This window comes from Paenibacillus sp. FSL R5-0345 (assembly GCF_000758585.1).
In the GTDB taxonomy this organism is placed as follows: domain Bacteria; phylum Bacillota; class Bacilli; order Paenibacillales; family Paenibacillaceae; genus Paenibacillus_AQ.
Window position 1 is genome coordinate 5,996,831 of record NZ_CP009281.1, and the last position, 22,224, is coordinate 6,019,054.

Below are 22,224 nucleotides of genomic sequence, written 5' to 3' on the forward strand. Positions count from 1 at the left end.
TCCGAACTGAGGTTGCTTCTTCTCTTTTTACTAAAAGACTTTATTCTACTTCAGGTAGGTTCCGGTTACTCCAATTCCACCGCTACCGTTCAATACATACACTCTAGCGTTTCCTTTTCCGGAGCATACCAGAGTGATTGTGCCGTTAGTAACGTTTTTAGTATCACCAGTCACCGCATCCACGTAAGTTCCATTCGGAATTCCGGTAAATGTCGCATTTCCTGAGATCGTAACTAACGCAAAGCTATCAATACCTTTCGCGCTGTCAGTATATCTTCTTTTAAATGCCAAATCACCGGATACATTTTCTGTGGAATACTGGCCTTTTTGCAAGGCTGGAACAGCTCTTCTGATTAAATTGAGTTGTCTGATGTGTTTTGCCAAAGGATAGTTCAATGAGTCGGCGAGTGTGCCAGTAGCATTTGTATACTTACCGTAGTCCTGTACCGTAACGCTACCCTCAATATGATCTCCAAAGTAAGCACGCCCTGTTGAGCTTAGAGGTGCATTTGGACCTACATCGATGACTGATCCTTTTTTAAACTCGATTTCAGAACCATAATAGATCGCAGGTATTCCACGGAAGGTGAACATCAGCGAGAGATTCTCAGCCCAAGTGTCTTGTGTCCCTGCAAATCGTTGATTCTCTGGGGCTTGGTCAGGTGCATAGTCATGAGAGTCAACATAAGTTACATTCCAAGTAGCATCGTTATAGTACTGATCACCGCTCTTCATACTGAATGCTTCCTGTGCAGTCTTGAATGCCCAATGCATTGGGAAATCAATAACATCCATACCCGATTTCATCGAATAGTCAGGTGCATGATAATTATTGCCTATTAAAAAAGCATTATTTGAGGTTGGTTGCCCCGCTGTAGTAGAGTTATCTGCCCACTCTTGTTCTACTGACAGCTTGTTGGAAGCGTAGTCATTTTGTCCGTCACCCGGATAGGCTTTCGAGCTTTTCCATGTATAAAATGGAGTCGATATTGCCGGAATTCCACTATTCCATACATCTCTGTACCGAGTAGCCACTTCACCAAAGACAAAGAAGTTTGAGCCCCCTCTTGTTTTCCAAGCAGGAACAAAGTATTTGTTAAAAATATACCGGCTCACATGCTTCACAGTATCGACCCGGAAAGCATCAACACCCATATCAATATACTGATTATAGCTGTCAATTAGATACTGATTCACTACAGGGTTTTCCGTATTCAAGTCTACGGCGTCTCCTGCAATCTGTCCTGTCTGTACAGTGTAAGATTCCCAGGAAAGACTTTTTTCAGTATGATACATGTTATTGTTGGTTTCCGCATTTTTCATGATTGCGAGTCTGGCCTGATATTGCTGATCAGGGGTCATCGTATCATAGTTAGCTGGCAGTTTATCCGTAATTTTAAGCATGTTATTTACGGTGTCCGCTGCAGTCGGATCTTTCTTGAACATAGGCAACAGATTCTCTTCCCCAAAATTACCGGTATGATTTACAACAACATCCTGAATTACCTTTATCCCTTTGGCATGAGCTGCATTAATTAATTCCTGATATGAAGCTCCTGCTGACTCATACCTTGGATCTACTTTGGAAAAATTAATCGCATGATAGCCATGATAATCATACCCGCTGACATTCTGCACAACTGGGGTAATCCAAATAGCACTGAATCCGAGCGCTTTAATGTAGTCGAGCTTTTGAATCAGTCCTTTAAAGTCACCTCTCCAAGCTGGGTCTGAATCCGGATTGCCTGCCTTGGCATCCTCCCATGAATGCACGTTATTACTCGGATCACCATCATAGAATCGTGAAGTAATCACGAAATATATGGTGTCTTCACGGAAATCGCCTTTATTTCCAATCGTATAGACAAAGCTCTGTTTCGTTTCATTTCCGGCACCGTCGACCACCAGGAATTTCAGTGTCGTTGTCTTATTAATAAGAATGGACGGTCCTGCCAGAGCAGTTAAAGCATTGCCAGAGATATAGAGATTTGAACTAGTAGTTGGTTCCGTACCATTATCTGTGTAATATGCTGTGGTCGTTGCTGCTTTGTTATCTTTTATATTAAAAGAGACGGTAACCGCAGAGCTTGAATTCCCAACAGGTAGATTAGCTGTTATGGTTGGGGCTTGCAGGTCGAGATTTAGGTCAATGACATAAGCAAAAGTGCCTACACTGCCTGCTTGACCTAAGGAGTTAACACCAAAAGCCTTAATAGTTGTAGTAGAGGCTACTTGAATTGGTGTCGTGTATAAGGTAGAAGCTGTCGTAGGGGTCGACCCGTCTGTCGTATAGTAAATTTTATCGCCAGTATTGATACTGGAGAGCTTCACAGTTTGAGCAGAATCATATGTTTTCGGCGTAGGAGAGACTGAAATCACAGGAATCTTCGGAATTTCCGGATTAGCGTCATACCATACGTTATCTGAAGAATACCAGCCCTCTTTTACACTGCGGGACAAGTCAGCAGTCTGTTTGCCGTTGCCATCATTGAAGATAAGGCTTGTGCCGGTAGCGTTGGAAATAGTATAGCTGTACCAGTCATTTCCGTCAGATTTCATCAGAATTCCCGGCCAAGCCCCGCTTGTTGGAACCGTTGACGGACTCAGATTCCAGTAATGAATTCGGATCGTTGAACTCCAATTTGCTGGTTTCTTAAAATGAACCGTTAAGCCAGCCGTAGTTGGCGTTGGGGTTGGCGTCACAGTTGGGGTCGGCGTTGGTGTAGGAGTTGCAGTTGGTGTTACGGTCGGCGTTGGCGTTGGTGTAGGAGTTGGTGTTACGGTCGGTGTTGGTGTTGATGTTGGTGTTGGTGTTGGTGTTGGTGTTACGGTCGGTGTTGGTGTTGGTGTTGGTGTTGGTGTTGGTGTTGGTGTTGCGGTAGATGTTGGTGTTGGTGCGTTTGAGAGAGTTACATAGTCAATATTTATATTCCCAGTATCATCCGAGTCATATTTGTAAGCGATCGTATTATTGCCTGCTTGTAAGGAGAGCGTTTCTGTTTGGTCCCCCCATTCATCCCAGTTTGCCAAGTTCGCTAAAGTGGTCTGCTTTACCTTTACTCCATTCACATAAATAGAAACTTTCTTGGCACTGCCCGTCGCATTGGCATAGTGGAGCGTTGCGTTATAGTCACCTGCAGCAGAAGACTGAACGTTAAAGGTGGTTGTTGCTCCTGTAGTTGTGTATCCATCAACAAAACCGGTGCCAGTATATCCGGTGTGATTCGTATTTATTTTTGCGCCACCTGACAAGGCTGCGCTCTCAGCTTCGTATTTACCAGCAACCGGAATAACAACCGTCCAGTTCTTCCCTCCATTGCTGTCCCAACTATCCGTTGGGGCTGTGATGTGATAACAATATATAAGTGTGGCGCCCTCCTGAACATTGAGGTTGGCCGTAAATGTGGTCCCATTTTTAGTCATGACCGTGTCGGTAATATTCGTCCAGTTATTCGTGGTCCAATGTAGTGTTACAGCAGATGCTGTGGAGTTCGTATAAGAGACTGTATAATCAGTGTTGCTGGCTGAAGCCCCGCCGGATAAACCGAATAAACTAAAAATAAGCGAAAAAATGATCAACCAAGAAACAAACCGCCTAGATTGTTTACGTACCAAATAAATAACCTCCTCATTAATTTTAAGTGCAAAATCCGTTGTGCAAACGTTTGCAAAAATGAGAAAAAAAGAAACAATCTAACTTTTACAATCTCCTCCTTCTAAGAAAACATGGAAAAACCTCATTGTATGCGTTTACAAATAGGACTGTTGAGAAATCCTCAGGTTACAGATAGCTCTATATCTAATGAATTTTCCCTGTTTATGATTATAGGCTCCAACCTTTTCCGGGTCAATGCATCTTTTAGGCTAAAAATATATAAATTTAGTGGTCTAATTTCAAAAGTTCAATCGTTTTCATTCAACAGTTGTTCAAGGCATTTTAAAAACTTTAAACTATCGCTATTTATAGTACTATAGTTTCCCGTTGGTTGAACGAAAGATTATCAAGACTTGGGTGACAACTTCTTCGTACTTACCCAGTACTTCCGAAATCAGTTCTCGGGATCATGTACTTTATTCACCCATCTATGTTTTCAATGGTTCTAATACTTCCGTTTATGATACGGAAGACCCTCGCCTTCTTCGCAATACTGTTTAAGACTGTACAAAAAAATAGCCCAGTTATAATTACATACGCGATAAAATGAGGTCACTTCCACCCATTTCATCTGACGAAGAATGATTGACCGTTGAAGCTGGAACATTCACGGTCTGTAAGTGCTCGATATTTGCCATATTGCTCATCCCTTTTTATAAGGATTTAATTTATGTAATTATTTGTATACAAAAATTATACCATCAATCATATCAACTCTGAGATAAACATTGGTGTAGCTCCATCCTCTGTATTAAAGCCAAATTTATTATAGAAATCCACTGCATGAGGATAAGAAATTAATACTTTTGTTTTACACCCTTTATATCTATCAAGCATTATATTCATCATTTCCTTACCTATACCGATACTCTGATAACTCGGATTAATAAGCATATAATGAAAATATACCGTTAAAACACCATCTGACAAAGCATTTATTAAACCGACAAGCTTTCCTCCTTCCCAAGCGGTAACAATTGAATGAGACCCTCCGATTGCTTGTAAAAGCTCGTTTGGATACTTGCCAGACTCCCATTCTACCGAAAGAAATAACTCTTGGAGTGCATCCTTAGTGATATCCTCTTTGCTTGAAGCGTAATAAATGCTCACTCTATACCTTCCTTTCATAAAACTAACTACGGCACAACATCTGTTTTAAACTCCCATTTGTCGATGGATTTGCAATCCTTAAGAAGCCATAAAATAATACCGACATAGCAATTTCGGATTTATCAAAGTGAATAATTACTTTATTTACCTCAATATACTCTTAAAAATATGTATAGATAATGGATTAACTGAAGTGTAATTTGTATTTATTTACATTACAGAATTCTTGAGAATACTTCTTTTACCTAAGCATACTAATCATAAGAGGTTTATAGCGTTAATCTGCCCGTTAGTTGAATAAAGGCAGCTGATGACGTTGACTGACGGCTGCCTAATCGTATTTGAGCTAACGCTACCCGTTGGTGTAATTATTCAAATATAATCAATGAATTCATTAGTTTTGTTATATCCATAAATTATGATGGAGTCGGTAGTTACTTCACCTGGAACATGTATTTTTTTCAGGAATTGAATTAAATCAGTTTTTATCAAGTCATCTTCAGCATGAATTTCTAACCACTCAATAAATTTGTAGCCACCATCTGAATAATGGTAATACCAATCTCCATCCCAAAGGCTGATATAGCCAGTATCAATGTCTTTAGTTCTCCATTTGGTTGGAAAGGCATAGTTGAGCATTGCTTGTCTTATTTCTTCCCATTTTGTGTTGTTCATTAAAGGTTTTAGTTCATTTGAATCCATATATTCACCTTTTTCTCCCATCAGTACTGCAAGTGTTTATTCCAGCTTATCATTTTCTCTTGTACAAAACTGCCCGTTAGCAGAACAAAGCTGCCGATTCAAGTCGGCAGCTTCGTTCTGATGTTATTGAGCTATAGTTTCCCATTAGCTTAATCGTTATTTATGATACGGTTCTCCGCGCTGTCTGTAACGGTAAGTTTTAGGGCCATCCTTTTGTGGGATGGCCCTTTCACTTTTCTCATTATGTTGAACTATGTTCCCCGTTAACGAGCCGCCAACATAAAAACAGAGCATCTGAGGTCGCGCCTCAGATGCCTTGTATTTAGTATTGTTTTATGACCTGGTTCAATTTTATAAATCTTCTACACCGGTGGGTAAGTTTTTACTCGCTACATTTGGCTTCGTGTACATTTTATTGAGTATGATCGTTTGCACGATAATGAATATACCGCCAACTGCCCAATATAATGGTAACGCGGCGGGCATCTGAAAAGAAAATACACCCATCATAATCGGTGACAACAATCCGATGAAAGCCATTTGGTTATTTTGATTTTGCTGATACTGCGCTGAAACGGATTGAGACACGCGGAACTGAACGTAATACACCGCAGCGGCAATAAGCGGCAAAATCATATCTGTTTTCCCCAAGCTAAACCACAGAAAATCGTCCGCTGCAATCTCTGGGGTACGACGAATGGCGTAGTAAAATGCGAGGGTGATCGGCCATTGAAGAAGCATCGGTAAACACCCCATATTTAAGGGATTAAATTGATGCTTCTGGTAGAGCTGCATCATCTCGACTTGCTGTTGTTTTTTTGCATCCGCACTGACGTCGTTCTTATACTTCTCCTTAAGTGCAGTTAACTCCGGCTGGAGGACGGCCATCTTTTCTTTCATGTCCATTTGTTTCTTGGTTTGATTCATCATGAGCGGCATGATCGCGAGTCTGATGATGAAAGTCATCAGCACGATCGATAATCCGTAGTTTCCGTGAAATGCATTCGCAAAGAATTTGATCAAGATCGAAAATGGATAAATAAAAAAGTGGTTAAATACCCCTGCTGAATCGGCATTAATCGAGTTTGAATGGGATGCTGTCGAACACCCGCTGAGCACAATGATCGGAATAACTCCAATCAACATGACGAGAATGGGCTTGGCCCATTTTTGAAACAACAAAATCTTTTTCATCGTTGTCCTCCCTAATTGAAAGTATGGAATATCAATGTGGGGAAGAACTATGGTCTTCTTCATTAGGTGCTTCTCTTCGTCTGGCAGTACGTACTATCCACCGCAGAATGCTGCTCGGTTGTGACAGTCTGACAGCCACAAACCAAGTTAAACCGGCTGGAGCAATTTCGTAACCCCAGTGAATCTCTTGTGTAGAAAAATAGGTGAATGGAATTGACACTAAGGAATAGATGAGAGCGATCGAGAACGCCAATTGAACCAAGTCATAAAAATGCTCCAGTCAAGTTCACCTCTGTATGAGCAATATTGGAAAAAATTTGAATAATGATTATACGTTTAAGAAAACTGTGTGGTTTCACTAACCTGCCCGTTAGTTGAACAAATAAAAAAAAGGCTGCCGAAGCAACCGCTATTCCACTAATGTGCCCCGCTAGCTTAATCGACATTACGCACCGAGTCCAATGGATTTAGCCTTGCGGGGTTATCTGCTGATTACGCCTCACCGAAAACCGCTTAGTAGACCAAGGAGAGCAGTGACGCGGCGTAGATACGATTTTATAAGCTATCGGCACGGCAGTTTTTTCGACCATACTTTCTTTCAAATTCTTCTCTTACAGACTATGATTTATTAAATGAGCAATTTCTTTAACTCTCCCCATTGTAATTCCTTCTCTTTGTTCAACTGCAAGTGGATGATTCGTTTGTTCTAATTCTATTAACGGAACAGCACCAACTTCTTGTGTATGTACCATTGTCTTTAACGATAATGTGGTTATTGGATATATTGAAAGTTCAGTCGATAACCATCCAAAATAAGGTTTTTCAGCTTCCCTTCCCTCTACGTGTAATAATTCATTAGATTTCAAAAAGTTCTCTTCACTAAGAGAAACCCAAACACTCCATATAAATTTCTCTTTACTATCAATTATTGGTATTTCGATATGTCCTCTAATAAAGAAATGCTGTTCATCAATTACACAAAAATCTCTAATTAATTCTGTTCTTTTCTCTTCTGGTACAGTGTGAAAATAATAGGGTGCTTCACTTCCGTAACACAAAGGAAGTTCATTTAATTCGTTGTTACAGTGAGGGCATTTCATGTTTTCTGCTCCTTATAGTTTCTCGCTGATTTCTTATAGCGTCTTATTCGCGAAATTACTGAGTTATCCTGCCCCTTACTTCAATAAAATGGGCAGCTAGCATCTGCCGGACATAGAAAGACCGCCATTGAAGGCGGTCTAAAAAATTTATCATTTTTGCCCAACAATAAGTCCTGGGGATTTTAAAAACCTGAGATGATTCGCTGTAAGCCTAATTAAAGCGTCTCAACCAATTTCTGAATCTTAGAGTGGGAAATTAAATATACAGGACCCATTATTTCTATTTTTCCGTCCTTTACACGCATTGCACTCTCCTGTTCTGCCGCATAAACATCAATCTCTTCAGACAAGGGGAACAGGTAACCTTGAACAAACGTAGCGTAGTCGCGTTTAGAATGAGATTCATAGGCAAAATGATCAAAGCCAATACCATCATAAATAGTACTTGTTTCAACTTCATTGCCAGTGTTTTTCAAGTATAACCATTTTGCAGCCATGTTTATCGCACCGGCGCTGGCACCCATTATAACGGCATTGCTGTTCTTAATAACATTTGATAATTCATAATCGGCCAAAAAATCGTTTTGCAAAACAGGATCTCCACCGCATAAAAAAATGACAGAAGCGTTGTGAATTAATCGCTGAGCATCTTCCTTCTGCATGCGGTAATCAATGAAATGATATTCATCAAAAATAATGTTAGCCTGATTTAACCATGTACATTCAGAAACATCATCAATGTTAATTTGCTCACCTGTATAACCAGACGGTTCAGCGCTAATCATAACAAGCGATTTTCTGTCTTGTATATCCTCATGCAAACAATGGACCAGCTTCTCTGGAAAAAAATTATTAAACCAACTGAGATAGTAGTGAGTACTCAAACTTAATTACCTCCATATGTATTTTTACAATTATAAAATGGAGTTACATATTAGTTATCTAATACGTAACTCCAATTATAAACAATAGCTTCTGTTAGTAGAATCTCAAGCAATGATCTCCATTAAAAATTCGATCACCGGGTAAGAGATCATATGCCGATCACGGTAAATCGAGTTAATGGCATCTGGCTGTGTGCTAAGGATACCCTTTTGAAGAATGGCTGCTTGAAAGCCTCTTTCTTGTGCACCGTTTATAGTAAAGGTTATACAGTGTTCTGCAGCGAAGCCTGCAACGATAATAAATTCAACACCATGTTCACGTAGCACCTGTTCCAAATCTGTTTTCCAAAAAGCATTAGAGAACTCTTTTTCTATCTGGATATCCGTAGGTAACACTGTAATTTCCGGAATAATATTTCTTGCTTCTGGATCCGTATCTGCGTTTGCCCCTTCCACGTCTTTTATATGAACGACAATTTGGTCTTTTGCACGAAGTAACCCCGACACATGATTAATGTATTCACAAGCCTGGCTTACATTTAACTTCTCCATATGATCGTGTAAGAAAAGGTTTTGCATATCAATAATTAGGAATCCAACTTTTATTTTAAACTACCCCTCTCAGAACAAATATAGTTTCTATATTAATCTGGATGTAAGTTCAGCTCAAGGGAATAAATGAATTAGACTATTTTGTACAATAGCATCAGATGTTACGCCATTCCTCTTCATTTAGTTCGTTGTTAATGCCCACCCCAGCTAAGGAACCCATAGAAGCGGCAATAATGGCTTGATGAAGATGTGTTGCTGCATCACCGGCACTATAAACGCCTGGAACGTTCGTTTTACCGAGATTATCGACAATAACTGTTCCAGCTTCTGTGATCTCGCAACCGATGGCTTGCGGCAAATCTGATCCGATCATTAGCTTTGGTCTGAAAAATATCCCTGTACATACGATGCTAGTACCATCCTTCAGCATAACTTGCTGTACCATACCATTGTCAGATTCGATCGATTGAATCGGCAAATCATAGACCGGAATGTTATGTTGTTGAAGTTCCTCGCATTGTGCATTCGTCAAGTCATCAGATCCATTAGTACATATGGTAATGTTATTCGTCCAACCAGATATCACTTGGGCCATATGCGTTGCATCGGCTCCCTTAACAATTACTACAAGAGGCTGATCTCTTAGCTCCCATCCATCACAATAAGGGCAGATAAAGGCGCTTTTGCCATACACATCTGAGAGCCCCTTAATTTCCATCGGAAGATCCTTCATTCCTATCGCAAAGAGCAGCTTTTTACTTCGATAGGTCTGACCCTGAACAGTCGAAATTTGAAAATCACCATCGGTTCCCGTAATCGATATAGCGGTATCTTCCGCAAAAGTAACGGATGGATAGGCACTTATCTGCTCCTTCGCAATTCGTCTAAAATCGCTTGGACTTATAGGATCTCTAGTAAGAAAGCCATGTGTTTCTCGAGTAACCCTATTCCGGGCGCGTCCTTCATCAATAACAACAACGTTTTTTCTTGCCCTGCCTAGCACCAAAGCAGCATTGAGACCTGCCGGTCCTCCGCCGATAATCGCACAATCGTAATTCATTTTCATTCTTCCTTCACTTTTCAATTTATATTACAGATATTAAAGACTTATATTATCCATTATAGTCTCAAAAAAAGAACGAACCTCACTTCGTTTTAATTAAAGACTTCACGAATCCATAATAACCTCAATATATATAAAAGGCAAGAATTTATTCTATTCAATCATTGCCCCTTCATAACCGCCTATAGTATTCTGAGTCTAATCATGCAAAGTCTATCCTGCTGAAAAAATATCCAAAGGAAGTCATACGCCTCATTAAGACAGCGGACCTAAACGGGGACAAAAAAGACGAAAGCATAATCCTTACGGACACCGGAAATTTATTTTTAGTTAATTCTAAAAATGTTGTTGTACTTATTAATACAAACGTAGCCTATGAAGAAGATGACGCTTCAATTAAGCTTATTACCAAATCACCAAATGAAAAACATGTAGCTATACTTGTGGACTATTTGCCTTCCAATACCCAAGTCTATGTATATCGTTTAGAACAAGGAACATTAGTTAATAAGCTACAATTTATGGCTGACTATTCTGCTGAAATCGATGAAAAGGGCCGATTCCATCAATACTGGAAAAAGTACGCAACAGAAGGCGGATATAGTTTAGTCCATGGGACTTTTACATGGGATACTAAAAACAACAAATACAAAGCTAGCGGTCAGTTTGTACTTCAATAACCAATTAATATAGCTCCTAGCGTAATCACCCACAATAACGGAATAGCACTAATAAAAAAGATAGTTAAAGATTTAAATCTAACCCTAAAGAACCAAGATAAAATCGAACAAATAACAACAGCAACTGGATACAATGAAACAATTATCATTATTGATATTCCCCATGCTGAGATCCCATTGTCAAAAACCATAAAGGATAATCCCCAAATTACGAACCAAGGAATTAGAGATAATAAATATAAAACTTGAATAATAACCAGATAAAATTTCATCGCTTCAAATCCTTTGCGTTTTATTCCATGATTATACATCTGCGATCCATAGGGCGATAGCCCTGCAAAATGAATACAATATTAGAGGATGCTTTTTACCTTCTAAAATCATAGGGCCCTGACGAAATATAAAACAACAAATAAGGATGTCTCAGAAGTATTAGCTCCAAGACATCCTTAAGTATAATTTCATAATTCACCCTATAAAAAGGGAGGCTCTACCTTCAATTAGAGTATTACCGGCCGGATTCTGCCATCTTCCTCATAATGAAGCTCTGTAAATTTCATACTGCGTTTATGATCTACGCCGCCAGACAGAGATGCGTCATGGTAGAACAAATACCATTTCTCGTTAAATTCCACGATGGAATGATGGGTCGTCCAGCCGATGACTGGATTCAGGATCGTCCCTTGGAAGACAAAGGGTCCGCAGGGCTTGTCACTTACCGCGTAGACGATCTTATGGGTTGTGCCCGTGGAGTATGAGAGATAATATTTCCCCTGATACTTGTGCATCCATGGACCCTCGAAATACCTCCTGTCCTCATCACCCGCAAGAATTGGGTTTCCCTCTTCATCAGTAATAATGATTTCCTGAGGGGCTGATTTAAATGCCAGCATGTCTTCACTCAGCTCACCCACCCAAGGACCATAAGCCGGCTCCTCTGGGCTCTTTTCTACCGCATCTTGCTGAAAAATACCGTCCTGCCACTTTTCTAATTGTCCGCCCCATAAGCCGCCAAAATACATATAGGCTCTTTCATCCTCGTCCACGAATACAGCGGGATCGATGCTGAAGCTACCTTCTATATAGCTTTCTTGAGCCTGAAAAGGACCCGATGGTGAGGCTGACGTAGCCACTCCGATGCGGAAGATCCCCTCCTTATCCCGGGCTGGGAAAAACAAATAATATGTCCCCTGCCGGTACGCGGCATCTGGCGCCCACATTTGCTTCGAAGCCCAAGACACATCCCGAAGATGAAGTGCCTCTCCGTGATCTACACAGGGGGATGTAGGATCTTCCAAGGAAAACACATGATAATCTTCCATCGCATATTGGTCACCATTATCATTTGTAGGTCCACCATGGTCGATATCGTGGGATGGGTAAATATACAGCTTGCCCTCAAATACATGAGCGGAGGGATCGGCTGTATAGAGATGGGTAACTAATGGCTCATTTGGGGTTGCCATAATAGGATTCTCCTCCTCATTGAGATTACGCCTGTTGATTAGCCAAAAAAAGGTACAATAAGTCTCTTTCAGGGTATTTTTAGCTAATCAACAGGCCTAGATTGGAATAAATTAATTCCACGGTGCTGCCCTTATTCGAAGCCAGCAGCCGAGGTTATTCTTTGACGCCTCCGAGCGCTACGCCCGCAATAATGTATCTGGATAACAGGAAGTAAACCACAAACAGCGGTAAAGCTGTTAAAGCCAGCCCCATATAAATCGAGCCGAACTCCATCTTGTAGATATCACCTCGGAGTAAACTTACCATGATCGGCATGGTGTATTTCTCCTTCTGCGTTAGCAATATCAGCGGCATGAACAGGTTGTTCCAATTGGCTACAAAGGCAAAGATAGCTTGTGTTGCTACTGCTGGCATCATCAACGGTAAGATGATCCGGTTGAATGTAAAGAACTCTCCAGATCCATCTACGCGTGCAGCTTCCACGATCTCTATCGACAGAGTTGCAAGAAGGTATTGGCGCATAAAGAACACTACCGCCGGTGCAGCAATCGCTGGTAGAATCAGCGGAAGAAAATTGTTGGTCCAATGTAACTTATACATGAACTGATAGAATCCGATAGCGCTTGCCTGGGAAGGAATCATCATCACGCACATGATAAAGGTAAAGAATGGCCCCCGCAGCTTCCAGCTGTAGGTTACGAGCCCATAGGCCGCCAAGGACGAGAAATAGACTGTGCAGAGGGTTGCAGAACTGGCGATAATGAATGAATTCATGAACCCTTGAAGCGGATCAAAGCTCTTATCGAGCAATACTTGCAGATTGCTCATCATATGGCTCGAAGGAAGCAGTGAAAGACCACTTTGGATTTCCGGTGTAGAGCGTGTGGCATTTACAAACATGACCCAAAATGGCAGAATACTGAGTACCGCCAAAGAGATGCAAACCACATAGATAATCGTCTTATTTATCTTTCGGTTAACGGTTCCGCTTTTCTGATTATTTGCCATGTGTTACGCCTCCCTCACGGGCTGCTATAGCAGCTTTTCTATACTTTTGCTTTTCTATTTTTTTAAGTCTTGACGCGTCGCGGTCACGCATCACATAGAACAGGATTCCAGCCAATATCGCCGAAATCAAGAACATGATCATGCTCGCTGCTGCAGCACGATTATACATATAGCTGCCCTTGAATGCTTGCCCATAGATAAACATGGACGTAGTAAGCGTAGAATCGTCCGGTCCGCCTGCAAGGAATAATTGCGGAATATCGAACATGGTCAAACCACCCACCATAGATGTAATCAATGTGAACAGCAATATCGTACGCAGACTCGGCAGTGTGATGCGGAAGAAGGTTTGAAACCCGTTCGCCCCGTCAATCGATGCGGACTCGAAGAGCGCAGGATTTATACCCATAACGCCAGCGATCAGGACGATCATGGTGTTGCCGTACCACATCCAGAACTGGATGAACGCGACAATGCCCCGTGCTGTCGACTTATCCTGCAGGAAGAACACTGGAGCGTCTGTCCATCCCAACATTTGAAACAAACTGTTTACAGGACCCATCGGATAGGCGAATAAAGTGCTGAACAACACGGCAATCGTACTAGCAGTGATGATATTAGGCATATAGAGCAGAATCTTGAACAAGCCTTGTCCCTTTATGTTGAGACGCTTATTCGTGAACCATGCGGTTAGCAAGAGCGCGAGAAGCATCTGGGGAACGAAGTTAGTAATCCAGAGCAATCCGGTATTGAACAAAGACTTCCGGAACGAGGGATTGTCAAAGAGAAGATCTTTGAAGTTTTGAAAAGGATTATCAAGAATATGGATTGGTTTGGGTATTATTCCTTTCATATCTGTGAATCCAATGACTGCGGTATATAAAATGGGATACAGTGAGAAAATCAGAAATGCAAGGACAAACGGGAAGGTAAAAATATAACCGTATTTCGAATAGTTCACATTTTTGCGGCGCATGCTCTCACCTCTTTAGTTGATATGAAGGGGCGGGATTACTCCCCCGCCCCTCCGAATCCTTCTTATTCGCTTTCAATGCCAAGTTGGTCTTTGACTTGTTGCTTAAAGGTTTCGATCGCTTTGGCACGGTCTTTGTTGCCCGCGGTGTATTCACGTACTTGATCACGCCAGAGCTTGTTGATTGTTTCGTCGTACTGGGTCAAGTTCTTACCTGAAGCGTTTGCATTGGCCGGTACAAACACATCGAACATATTTTGACCACCGAGCAGTGGAACTTCACCGTTTGACTTCGACATCACAACAGAGGATGCAACGCTGTCCTTGGTACCTTGCTCGCCTTCCTTCATGGTACCGTTAGCCCAGTAATATTGGAGTCCCGTTTCTGAGGTGTCGAGTGTAACCCACTTCACAAAGTCCGCAACAGCCTGTTTCTTGGCATCGTCCTTGGTGACGTCTTTGTTGGCAAGCAGCCAAGTGCCACCCCAGAAGAAGCCTGTTGGTGGTTCGGAAACCGCCCAGTCGCCATTCGTGTCTTTTACTTGACCGTTCATCACGTAGTTGATGAGCCAAGCAGGACCGAAGAAACCGAAGATCGGTTGGGCACCGGTACCGGACATATCCGCATACCATGCTTCCGTCCAGTCTGTCGTATCGTTATGATAGCCATTGTCTTTCAGCTTTTTAGAGAGATCCAGGAACTCTTCGCGCTTCGGATCGATATGAAGCTTACCATCAACAAGCCAACCCTTGTCCGAGCTGTTCTCGATTGGATGCCAGATATCTCCGTCACCGGAAACGATGCCGTATCCTTTAGCTTTCAGCTTCGCAGCTGCATCGTAGAATTTATCCCAGCCTGGTCCAATTTCATTCTTGATGGTGGCTGGATCATCTGTTCCAAAAACTTCCTTCGCAATGGAGCGGCGATAGATAAAAGCGCCGCCAGTCGCTTGATAGCCGAGGGCTTTCAATTTACCGTCTAGACTACCGATGTCAACCGAGTATTGGGCGATGCCAGCGTCTTTAACCATTTGGTCATCAAGGCCTATATCAGAATAGTTAGCTGCATAGCTTGAGGCGTCGCCTTGTGTATACTTGAGCACAAATGCTGATTCAGCTGCAAAAATGTCAGGGGCATCTTTGCCTCCAGCTGTCAGAGCCTGATCAAGAGCAGGCTGATAAGCTCCGTCAGTGGTTGCGATAACTGTAGTTTTGAACTCTACATTTGCGTCAGGATGGATTTCCAGATACTTCTTAGTCATGTTAGGAATTTCGTCCGTAAAGCTCCAAAGATTGATGGTGACTTTCTCACCTGTTCCTTTTGCTGGAGCTTCGGTAGTATTGGCTGCTGGTGCAGGCGCTGAACTTGGGCTAGATGAGTTGGAATTTGAGTTCCCACCACATGCTGCGAGAGCAGATGACATCACGAGCAATGTAGAGATCCCCACTAAACTACGTTTCATACTTTTCATACTTTGCCTCCCCTTTTATATTGATCCTCGGTTTTATGTAACCGCATACATAATTATAGAGCCTATGATTCTCTAGCATAAGGACACCCTCTTTAGGAAAACTTCCACTATTTTTAGATTCAGTTCTATACAACGCAAAAAAAAGAGACATCAAGGCATCTGTACCTTGGCGTCTCCATTATCTGTTTATATTTTTGATCATTACTTATCCGCTTTTAGCGCATCATCCTGTTTCTTAATGAATTCTTCTGGCGTGACTGCTTCGCCGAACAATGCCTGAATCTGGTTCATGTGTATAGTAGAAGCGACGGGTTTCATTTGTGTATCCAGATAAAGAGTTACTTTATTTGCCTTATTTAACTCGTTTAAAAGATCAATGAACATTTGCGGTAGCTTGATGGTCGCAGTATCTACTTTGGTAGCCGGGATTACGCCAGCATTGACAACAGAATGCTCTCCCCACTTTTGAACGAAAAAGCTGACGAATTTTTTGGCTTCGAGAGCATGCTTAGAATTCTTGGAAACGAACAATCCAGTACCCGGACCACCGACCCAATCATCCACGTTGCCTTTGCCGCCTACAACTGTCGGGAACTTGAAATAACCGATGTTGACTTTAAATTCTTGGGCTATATCCGTAGTGGTCGTAAAATCCGGCAGCTCCCAAGTCCCTGTTACGAACATGGCTGACTTTCCATTCATGAACTGTACCTTGGCTTCATCATTGGATAAGCCGTTGTAACCTTTGATGAATGTGTTCAAGTTTACCAGCTCTTGCACTTGTCTTGCCGCCTCTAGCAAGGAAGGGTCTGTGAAGTCCTGATCCGCAACAGCCTTATCCATCAGGTTGGGTCCCCCAATACGATCAGCTAGATACATGTACCAAAAGGAAGCCGGCCAACCGTCCTTGCCACCAAGAGTAACGGGTGTTATACCATTGTTATTTAGTGTTCGAATGATCGCTTTGAGATCATCTAAGGTCTGGGGAGGCTGTAAATTGAATTCTGAAAATATCTCTTTATTATAATAGACTGGGACTATGTTCAGTTCGACAGGAAGAGCATATGTCTTCCCATCAAAGGAATATCCCTCCGTCGTACCGGCTACGAATTTCCCCTTCAGCTCATCCTGTAAAAGATCGTCTACGGCTGCAAACTTGTTTCCTCTAACATAAGGATCCATAAAGCCTGCCGCCCAGGTGAATCCGATGTCCGGTAGATCATTAGATGCGGCAAGCACCTTCAGTTTGCTTTTATACTGCTCATTTTCAAGAACTTCCGTCTTGATGGTGATATTCGGATTAGCTTCTTCAAATTCTTTGATGATTGCTTTCACCATTTTGTTTTGCGCGGAGTTATTGCTATCCGGCCACAGATGCATCATTTTTAAAGTGATCTTCTCGCCGTCGCTCTTGGTGCTATTCCCTTGGTCTCCATTGCAAGCTGTTGTTATCAACAACAATGTTAAGAAAAGTGTACTGTATAAACCGATTCTCTTCGTAGATATTCCCCCCTTGCCGAGTCATTATTGAATATTCGCTTCTATACCATTCCTCATGGAAGAACGATACTGCCCTGGACTCATTCCTTCGTACTCCTTAAACAGCTTGTTGAAATACTTAACAGTCTGGTAACCGGTAAGGCTTGCAATTTCTGCTATGGGCAGATTTGTTTTCAGTAGTAATTCCTTCGACTTCTGCAATTTTCTGCGGGCGACGTATTCGCTGAAGTTCATCTGGCATTGCTCCTTGAAAAGGGAACTGAAATAACTCCCATTCAGATGTACTAGTCCAGCTACTTCCTGAAGGCTGATCGCCTCCTCTATATGCATTTCCACATAGTCTATCGCCTGGCGAACCGGGTCACTTAATGTGGCATCTTCATCTCTTATGGCCATTAATTGCGGATCGGCCATCTTCCGCATGAAGCCGATATGTTCCTGCTCTTCCCCTGCCTTCAGGGCATCCTCCACAGATGCGATCAGCTTTTCCCGGCTAGCTGGCTTGAGCAAATATTCCACTACGGACAACTGGATCGCTTGTTGAGCATACTCGAACTCCGCATGACCGGAGATGAGAATAACGGATGGCTGACGCTGTATTTTTTTATCCCTTATTTGACTAACTAAAGAAAGACCACTGATTCCCGGCATGCGGATATCCGTTATCATAAGTTCCACCGGTGTCTCCTCCAGAATTTCTATAGCGGAGATCCCATTGCTTGCCGTAAGGATCTCATATTGACCGGCTGCCCACACCTCAAGTATTTTCTTCATTCCTTCTCTTGATCTTGGTTCATCGTCGACAATAAGAATCTTTCGGCTTCTCATGGCGTTATGTCTCCTCGGACAGGAATTTTAATGTTTATACGGGTGCCTTGACCCTTACGGCTATCTATGGTCATTACTGCACCCTGTTCGTTTTTTCCTGAAAAAAACAGTTGAAGCCTTCTATGCACATTGGCAATTCCAACGCCGGAATCTTTAGAAGAAGACACCTTCCCGCTTTCTAGCCCTTCCACAAGAGAGCGCAGCATCTCCTCGTCCATTCCCATCCCGTCGTCTTCCACCGTAATGGTGATCCATTCTTCGTCTCCAGCGACCGTTAGCTTTATCCATCCCGGTTCAATCTTGCTCTCGACCCCGTGTAATACAGCGTTTTCCACGAGCGGCTGGAGTAACAATCGGGGTAACTCCACATTCGAAAATTCAGAAGGAGCAACAATTTCCCACTCCAAGCGATCTTCAAATCGCATCTTCATAATAAGCAAATATCGCTTTACATGCTCCAGCTCATCATGTAACTTCACCCATCCCCCTTTACTCGAACCGGTGATAGTATAGCGGAATAAATCAGACATGGCGACAACGTACTCCGCTAGCTGATCTTCATCCTTATCCAGCAGCGACCAGTACAGAACATCCAGAGTATTAAACAAAAAATGCGGATTAATTTGTGCTTGAAGTGCTTTTAACTCCGTATGACTCCGGGATAACTCCTTCTCATAAACTAACTGGATCAGCTCGTTGATATTATCAACCATTTTGTTATAGGAATAATTCAGCTCCTGAATTTCCATAGTGGAAGATACGTTATCGATAGGCTTCAGAATACCAAGACGGGTACTTCTCATAGCTTTGATCAACTTGAACACAGGTCTCGTAATAAGAATTGACAGGAAAAATGAAAGTAAGGTGAATAACAAGGTACCCATCAAGGCCGATACGACGATGGTCGTTCGCAAGACCGATATCCCCTTGGTAATGACATTAACAGGGGTTAAGATGAGCAAGGTCCATCCCGTTACGGAAGATCGCTGTTTGACGACGATAAAGGACTGCTTGCCGATAGAAGCGATCTGATCGTCGGATTCTTCCACCAGCTTTGCTGCTGTCTTTTGCGAAATAGTGTCATCGTTGGACGTGATGAACTGGCCATCAGGAGCAAGGAGCAACACCGTTTCTCCGTCTCCCTCCCCGGACAGGGAACCCTTAAGCGCAAACTTGTCACGGTCTGAGCGGATGAGTAAATACCCGCCTGTCATGAAATGCCGATCGATAAGGCTGATCTGCCTGATCGCAACAAGCGAAGTGGAATCGAGCGGATCGATACCGAACCAGACGAGGCCACCTTCCTTACTCGTCGCCATTTCAACCCAATCCTCCGGTACCTTATCTCTGAGGGTGCTGCCATCGAGCGGATACAGCCTCACTCCGTCTTTGTTGTAAAGCTCCACAGATTTAATGCCGTCCGTATAGATTTGGACCAGATTGATAATAGATGGCAGCGCTTGCCGTTCTGTAAAGGTAGCGGGATGACCTTCTATATCCCGTAAAAGCAGTTGCTGGATATAATCGTTGGTAGATACCAGCGTCGTCAGAGAATTAATCTGTTCGAGAACGCTTTCCAAACGGCCGTTAGCCTGAATCGCAGTTTGCTGAATATGCTTCTCAGCATTGTTCTTGAGTAGCGTCGAGACCGAATGGAACGTAATCCCTCCAACAAACGTTAGTATGATGAGCATGACGGCGAGAAAACCAAGCAACATTTGATTTCGCAGCGTATTTAACTTTAACATTAATAGTATCCGCCGCATGCAGTCTCTTCCCCTCTTCGTCATATAAGCAAGGAATGATCGCCCCTATCCGGGAAAAGTAAGGGTTTTCAACCTTTTCAGCCATTATATTAGCATGTTTGCTAATGATCCGCTAAGGAAGAATTAAGGAATCGACAAAAACAACTAAAAAAAGTCCCGATGATGTTTTCATCATGAGACTAATCCGTGGTTTATGATATTCATATCACTAGTAAATCTGTAGCTTTTCTAAGTTTTCATTTTCGCCAAAACGTTGTACAGTCTGCCTTATCCATAATGTTAAACTCAATCATTTGCTCAAGCAATGAGTAATCAACCGGATGATCCCACCGGATCCGTAACAACTGCTTAGTGTGATCATATCCAGCCTGCACAATTGCGTCAGAGAAATGATTAATCCCTGCAATTTCAGGGGCTACAGCCATATGTTGTTTGGATACGCTAAAGCCAATTATATAAGTGTCGTGATCGGTGAACATAGGTTGATTCCACGCAATTTTTGGTTTTAGTTCTGTGAATTTCTTAGTTACCCAACCCAACACCTCTTCCATTCGTTCCCGATGCTGCGGGTTATCAATTTGCGCTAAATATTCTGCAAATACCTCCATGTTGATCACTCCTAACCTCAAAATCGCCGTTTGTATAGGCGTAGTTTGTACAAAAAACACCCCGTTAGATAATCATATCCAACGGGGTAAAAGGGTGCAACTTTTCATAACGTCAGTTCTCCGGATCTGTAAGCTGTGCAAGACGAGCTATCTGCATGTAGGTTAAGGAGGAATCCTATATTTTATCTTAGCCGTTATCTTCTCGCATGGGTGGAGAAAACGAATGTCCCTCGGACCGATCTGAATTATTAGTGCGAAAAGTTTGTTAAACTTAGGATCATCAAAAATACCCTCGACCTGAGGGAATTTTTTCTATTGCATGTATTATGTCTCTCCTAACATTTCCTACAAGCGCTAATAATAGATGAAGATGACGGAGAGAACGGCTTTTTTATCCCAGTCAGCATATTGATGTTCGACGCGAAAGCCGTGTCGTTTTAATAAAGAATGTAGCGTATCGTGACCCAATGCATGATGTGCTGGCTAGCATCGTAACATTGTGCGCCTGATCGCCATTCTGTCTCCTCTTGATCGGATAACTCCGTTTCATCCGGTTACGGGCTTCGAATGCAAAGATTTCATTGGAAATGTTTGTAAACGGTCGTGAGCAAATCGATTTGATCTTGATCACTTAAGAATGCCTAAAATACATTACCAGTCAAATAAATCATCGAAAATCGCAGCGCCATTCCTTACACTAACGCTCTCCGTTATCTTAATGATGCTGTTTCAATACAGTCTGAATTTAACAAATCACCTTTGAAGTTAATACTTAACCTCTCTCCCATTAATCCTTCCAGGGATCTTCGTGCAGTCTTCCGTAGGCTGCGCCAATGCTGCCGCCTTCCATCAGACGAACCTTGATTTTTTTTTGTAAGGATGTATGTTCAGGAAGTTCTTGTATTGGAATATCAGTTCTTCCATAAACCCATCTGATAGAGCTGTCATTCGCATCATCAACACGCATCAAGTCGAATGCCTTCTGAAAACCGACTATATTTGAGCTCTCTTGCAACAGCTTAGCAAGGACTGGAGAAAGCAGCCAGGAATCACATACCATATCCGACTGACCATACTCCGGATAATATTTTGCGAAAAATCCCCTAGCATCCTCATATGACTTCCGCAAACTCCCTCGCCTCATATCTGCGTCAGCAGGGATATGTATATTTATTAATTTCTTTTCTTTCTGCTCAATCATTTCATATTCAAGTACACCGATTCGGAATTCATGAAGTGAAATCTGTCTAGGAAACCACCATCCCCACGTGAATGCATATGTCCCATACACACTGTAATGTTCCATAATGAATCTGGTACAAAACTTCATCGTATCCGTAAAAATTGTCTCGCTAATTCCCCTTTTTTCATATTCCTTATGTGCCTTTACTGCATGTACAAGCATAAAAGAGAGCATTTTGCTCCCATTCGGATCCTCTCCCAGAACGCCTATTAGTTCTTCAACTCCCTTTTCCCAGGCAGACGGATCATACAGAGCAGCAGAAAGAGGCTTAATTGTTTTCTCATCAAATCCGCCTGCAAAGTCAAGCACTTTTCTTTTCATTTGATCTGGTAAACAAATACTTTCACACACTTCTTTTAAATTCATATTTACATTCTCCTGTATCAGATAATAACAACATTTAATTAATTTAGGACCAA

20 protein-coding genes are annotated in these 22,224 nt (G+C 42.2%); 2 read left to right on the plus strand and 18 right to left on the minus strand.

What is annotated here, in order from left to right; all coding sequences use genetic code 11:
- Window positions 1-45: 45 nt before the first annotated feature.
- From R50345_RS26410 to yidC, 4 genes are all read right to left on the minus strand, one after another.
- Window positions 46-3,615, minus strand: a complete 3,570-nt coding sequence (locus R50345_RS26410; protein ID WP_042131130.1) for an alpha-amylase family glycosyl hydrolase — start codon at window positions 3,613-3,615, stop codon at window positions 46-48.
- A gap of 745 nt (window positions 3,616-4,360) precedes the next feature.
- On the minus strand, window positions 4,361-4,765 hold the full coding sequence (locus R50345_RS26415) for a GNAT family N-acetyltransferase (protein WP_038573410.1): 405 nt from the start codon (window positions 4,763-4,765) through the stop codon (window positions 4,361-4,363).
- Window positions 4,766-5,137: 372 nt separating this feature from the next.
- Entirely contained in the window at window positions 5,138-5,488 is a 351-nt protein-coding gene (locus R50345_RS26420; protein ID WP_052414747.1) for a DUF6678 family protein, read from the minus strand.
- Window positions 5,489-5,818: 330 nt separating this feature from the next.
- Window positions 5,819-6,661 (minus strand): membrane protein insertase YidC, encoded by an 843-nt coding sequence (gene yidC / locus R50345_RS26425; protein WP_042132504.1) that lies wholly within the window; start codon window positions 6,659-6,661, stop codon window positions 5,819-5,821.
- A gap of 23 nt (window positions 6,662-6,684) precedes the next feature.
- Here yidC and R50345_RS31505 point away from each other — a divergent pair, with 23 nt between their 5' ends.
- Window positions 6,685-6,834 carry a hypothetical protein gene (locus R50345_RS31505; protein WP_156114878.1) on the plus strand — a complete coding sequence of 50 codons (150 nt, stop codon included), beginning with the start codon at window positions 6,685-6,687 and terminating at the stop codon, window positions 6,832-6,834.
- Between the two features lie 438 nt (window positions 6,835-7,272).
- Here the strand turns inward: R50345_RS31505 and R50345_RS26430 are convergent, their stop codons facing one another.
- The 4 genes from R50345_RS26430 to R50345_RS26445 form a co-directional block, all read right to left on the minus strand.
- Window positions 7,273-7,761 carry a DUF2199 domain-containing protein gene (locus R50345_RS26430; RefSeq protein ID WP_042131131.1) on the minus strand — a complete coding sequence of 163 codons (489 nt, stop codon included), beginning with the start codon at window positions 7,759-7,761 and terminating at the stop codon, window positions 7,273-7,275.
- Window positions 7,762-7,976: 215 nt separating this feature from the next.
- A complete protein-coding gene (locus R50345_RS26435; protein WP_042131132.1) occupies window positions 7,977-8,645 on the minus strand; it encodes a Type 1 glutamine amidotransferase-like domain-containing protein in 669 nt (222 codons plus the stop codon).
- Window positions 8,646-8,750: 105 nt separating this feature from the next.
- Window positions 8,751-9,251 carry a cysteine hydrolase family protein gene (locus R50345_RS26440; RefSeq protein ID WP_042131133.1) on the minus strand — a complete coding sequence of 167 codons (501 nt, stop codon included), beginning with the start codon at window positions 9,249-9,251 and terminating at the stop codon, window positions 8,751-8,753.
- Window positions 9,252-9,351: 100 nt separating this feature from the next.
- A complete protein-coding gene (locus R50345_RS26445; protein ID WP_042131134.1) occupies window positions 9,352-10,263 on the minus strand; it encodes an NAD(P)/FAD-dependent oxidoreductase in 912 nt (303 codons plus the stop codon).
- Window positions 10,264-10,712: 449 nt separating this feature from the next.
- Between R50345_RS26445 and R50345_RS26450 the strand changes: the two genes are divergently transcribed.
- Entirely contained in the window at window positions 10,713-10,940 is a 228-nt protein-coding gene (locus R50345_RS26450; protein ID WP_231573957.1) for a hypothetical protein, read from the plus strand.
- Here the strand turns inward: R50345_RS26450 and R50345_RS26455 are convergent.
- From R50345_RS26455 to R50345_RS26500, 10 genes are all read right to left on the minus strand, one after another.
- Window positions 10,934-11,251 carry a hypothetical protein gene (locus R50345_RS26455; protein ID WP_231573959.1) on the minus strand — a complete coding sequence of 106 codons (318 nt, stop codon included), beginning with the start codon at window positions 11,249-11,251 and terminating at the stop codon, window positions 10,934-10,936. The genes R50345_RS26450 and R50345_RS26455 overlap by 7 nt on opposite strands.
- Window positions 11,252-11,440: 189 nt before the next feature.
- Window positions 11,441-12,406, minus strand: coding sequence for a glycoside hydrolase family 43 protein (locus tag R50345_RS26460; RefSeq protein ID WP_042131137.1), 966 nt, complete (start codon window positions 12,404-12,406; stop codon window positions 11,441-11,443).
- Window positions 12,407-12,560: 154 nt separating this feature from the next.
- The gene (locus R50345_RS26465; RefSeq protein WP_042131138.1) at window positions 12,561-13,415 is read right to left on the minus strand and encodes a carbohydrate ABC transporter permease; all 855 of its coding nucleotides are present in this window, start codon (window positions 13,413-13,415) and stop codon (window positions 12,561-12,563) included.
- Window positions 13,405-14,391, minus strand: coding sequence for a carbohydrate ABC transporter permease (locus R50345_RS26470; RefSeq protein ID WP_042131139.1), 987 nt, complete (start codon window positions 14,389-14,391; stop codon window positions 13,405-13,407). Before R50345_RS26470 ends, R50345_RS26465 begins: the two co-directional genes overlap by 11 nt.
- Before the next feature lie 62 nt (window positions 14,392-14,453).
- Entirely contained in the window at window positions 14,454-15,860 is a 1,407-nt protein-coding gene (locus R50345_RS26475; protein ID WP_081390024.1) for an ABC transporter substrate-binding protein, read from the minus strand.
- A gap of 201 nt (window positions 15,861-16,061) precedes the next feature.
- The gene (locus tag R50345_RS26480) at window positions 16,062-17,321 is read right to left on the minus strand and encodes an extracellular solute-binding protein (protein ID WP_042131140.1); all 1,260 of its coding nucleotides are present in this window, start codon (window positions 17,319-17,321) and stop codon (window positions 16,062-16,064) included.
- A 63-nt stretch (window positions 17,322-17,384) separates the two neighbouring features.
- Window positions 17,385-18,188, minus strand: a complete 804-nt coding sequence (locus tag R50345_RS26485) for a response regulator transcription factor (protein WP_042131141.1) — start codon at window positions 18,186-18,188, stop codon at window positions 17,385-17,387.
- Window positions 18,185-19,936: a sensor histidine kinase gene (locus R50345_RS26490; protein WP_156114879.1), complete on the minus strand. Its 1,752-nt coding sequence runs from the start codon at window positions 19,934-19,936 to the stop codon at window positions 18,185-18,187. Before R50345_RS26490 ends, R50345_RS26485 begins: the two co-directional genes overlap by 4 nt.
- Window positions 19,937-20,190: 254 nt before the next feature.
- A complete protein-coding gene (locus R50345_RS26495; RefSeq protein ID WP_042131143.1) occupies window positions 20,191-20,562 on the minus strand; it encodes an iron chaperone in 372 nt (123 codons plus the stop codon).
- A gap of 787 nt (window positions 20,563-21,349) precedes the next feature.
- Window positions 21,350-22,171, minus strand: a complete 822-nt coding sequence (locus R50345_RS26500; protein WP_042131144.1) for an acyltransferase domain-containing protein — start codon at window positions 22,169-22,171, stop codon at window positions 21,350-21,352.
- Window positions 22,172-22,224: the final 53 nt, after the last annotated feature.

Bases quoted from the DNA above. Each gene is read 5' to 3' on its own strand.
- R50345_RS26420 (WP_052414747.1), bottom strand. From the start codon at position 5,488: ATGGGAGAAAAAGGTGAATATATGGATTCAAATGAACTAAAACCTTTA.
- yidC (WP_042132504.1), bottom strand. From the start codon at position 6,661: ATGAAAAAGATTTTGTTGTTTCAAAAATGGGCCAAGCCCATTCTCGTC.
- R50345_RS31505 (WP_156114878.1), top strand. From the start codon at position 6,685: ATGGAATATCAATGTGGGGAAGAACTATGGTCTTCTTCATTAGGTGCT.
- R50345_RS26430 (WP_042131131.1), bottom strand. From the start codon at position 7,761: ATGAAATGCCCTCACTGTAACAACGAATTAAATGAACTTCCTTTGTGT.
- R50345_RS26445 (WP_042131134.1), bottom strand. From the start codon at position 10,263: ATGAAAATGAATTACGATTGTGCGATTATCGGCGGAGGACCGGCAGGT.
- R50345_RS26455 (WP_231573959.1), bottom strand. From the start codon at position 11,251: ATGTATAATCATGGAATAAAACGCAAAGGATTTGAAGCGATGAAATTT.
- R50345_RS26460 (WP_042131137.1), bottom strand. From the start codon at position 12,406: ATGGCAACCCCAAATGAGCCATTAGTTACCCATCTCTATACAGCCGAT.
- R50345_RS26465 (WP_042131138.1), bottom strand. From the start codon at position 13,415: ATGGCAAATAATCAGAAAAGCGGAACCGTTAACCGAAAGATAAATAAG.
- R50345_RS26470 (WP_042131139.1), bottom strand. From the start codon at position 14,391: ATGCGCCGCAAAAATGTGAACTATTCGAAATACGGTTATATTTTTACC.
- R50345_RS26475 (WP_081390024.1), bottom strand. From the start codon at position 15,860: ATGAAAAGTATGAAACGTAGTTTAGTGGGGATCTCTACATTGCTCGTG.
- R50345_RS26485 (WP_042131141.1), bottom strand. From the start codon at position 18,188: ATGAGAAGCCGAAAGATTCTTATTGTCGACGATGAACCAAGATCAAGA.
- R50345_RS26490 (WP_156114879.1), bottom strand. From the start codon at position 19,936: ATGTTAAAGTTAAATACGCTGCGAAATCAAATGTTGCTTGGTTTTCTC.
- R50345_RS26495 (WP_042131143.1), bottom strand. From the start codon at position 20,562: ATGGAGGTATTTGCAGAATATTTAGCGCAAATTGATAACCCGCAGCAT.
- R50345_RS26500 (WP_042131144.1), bottom strand. From the start codon at position 22,171: ATGAATTTAAAAGAAGTGTGTGAAAGTATTTGTTTACCAGATCAAATG.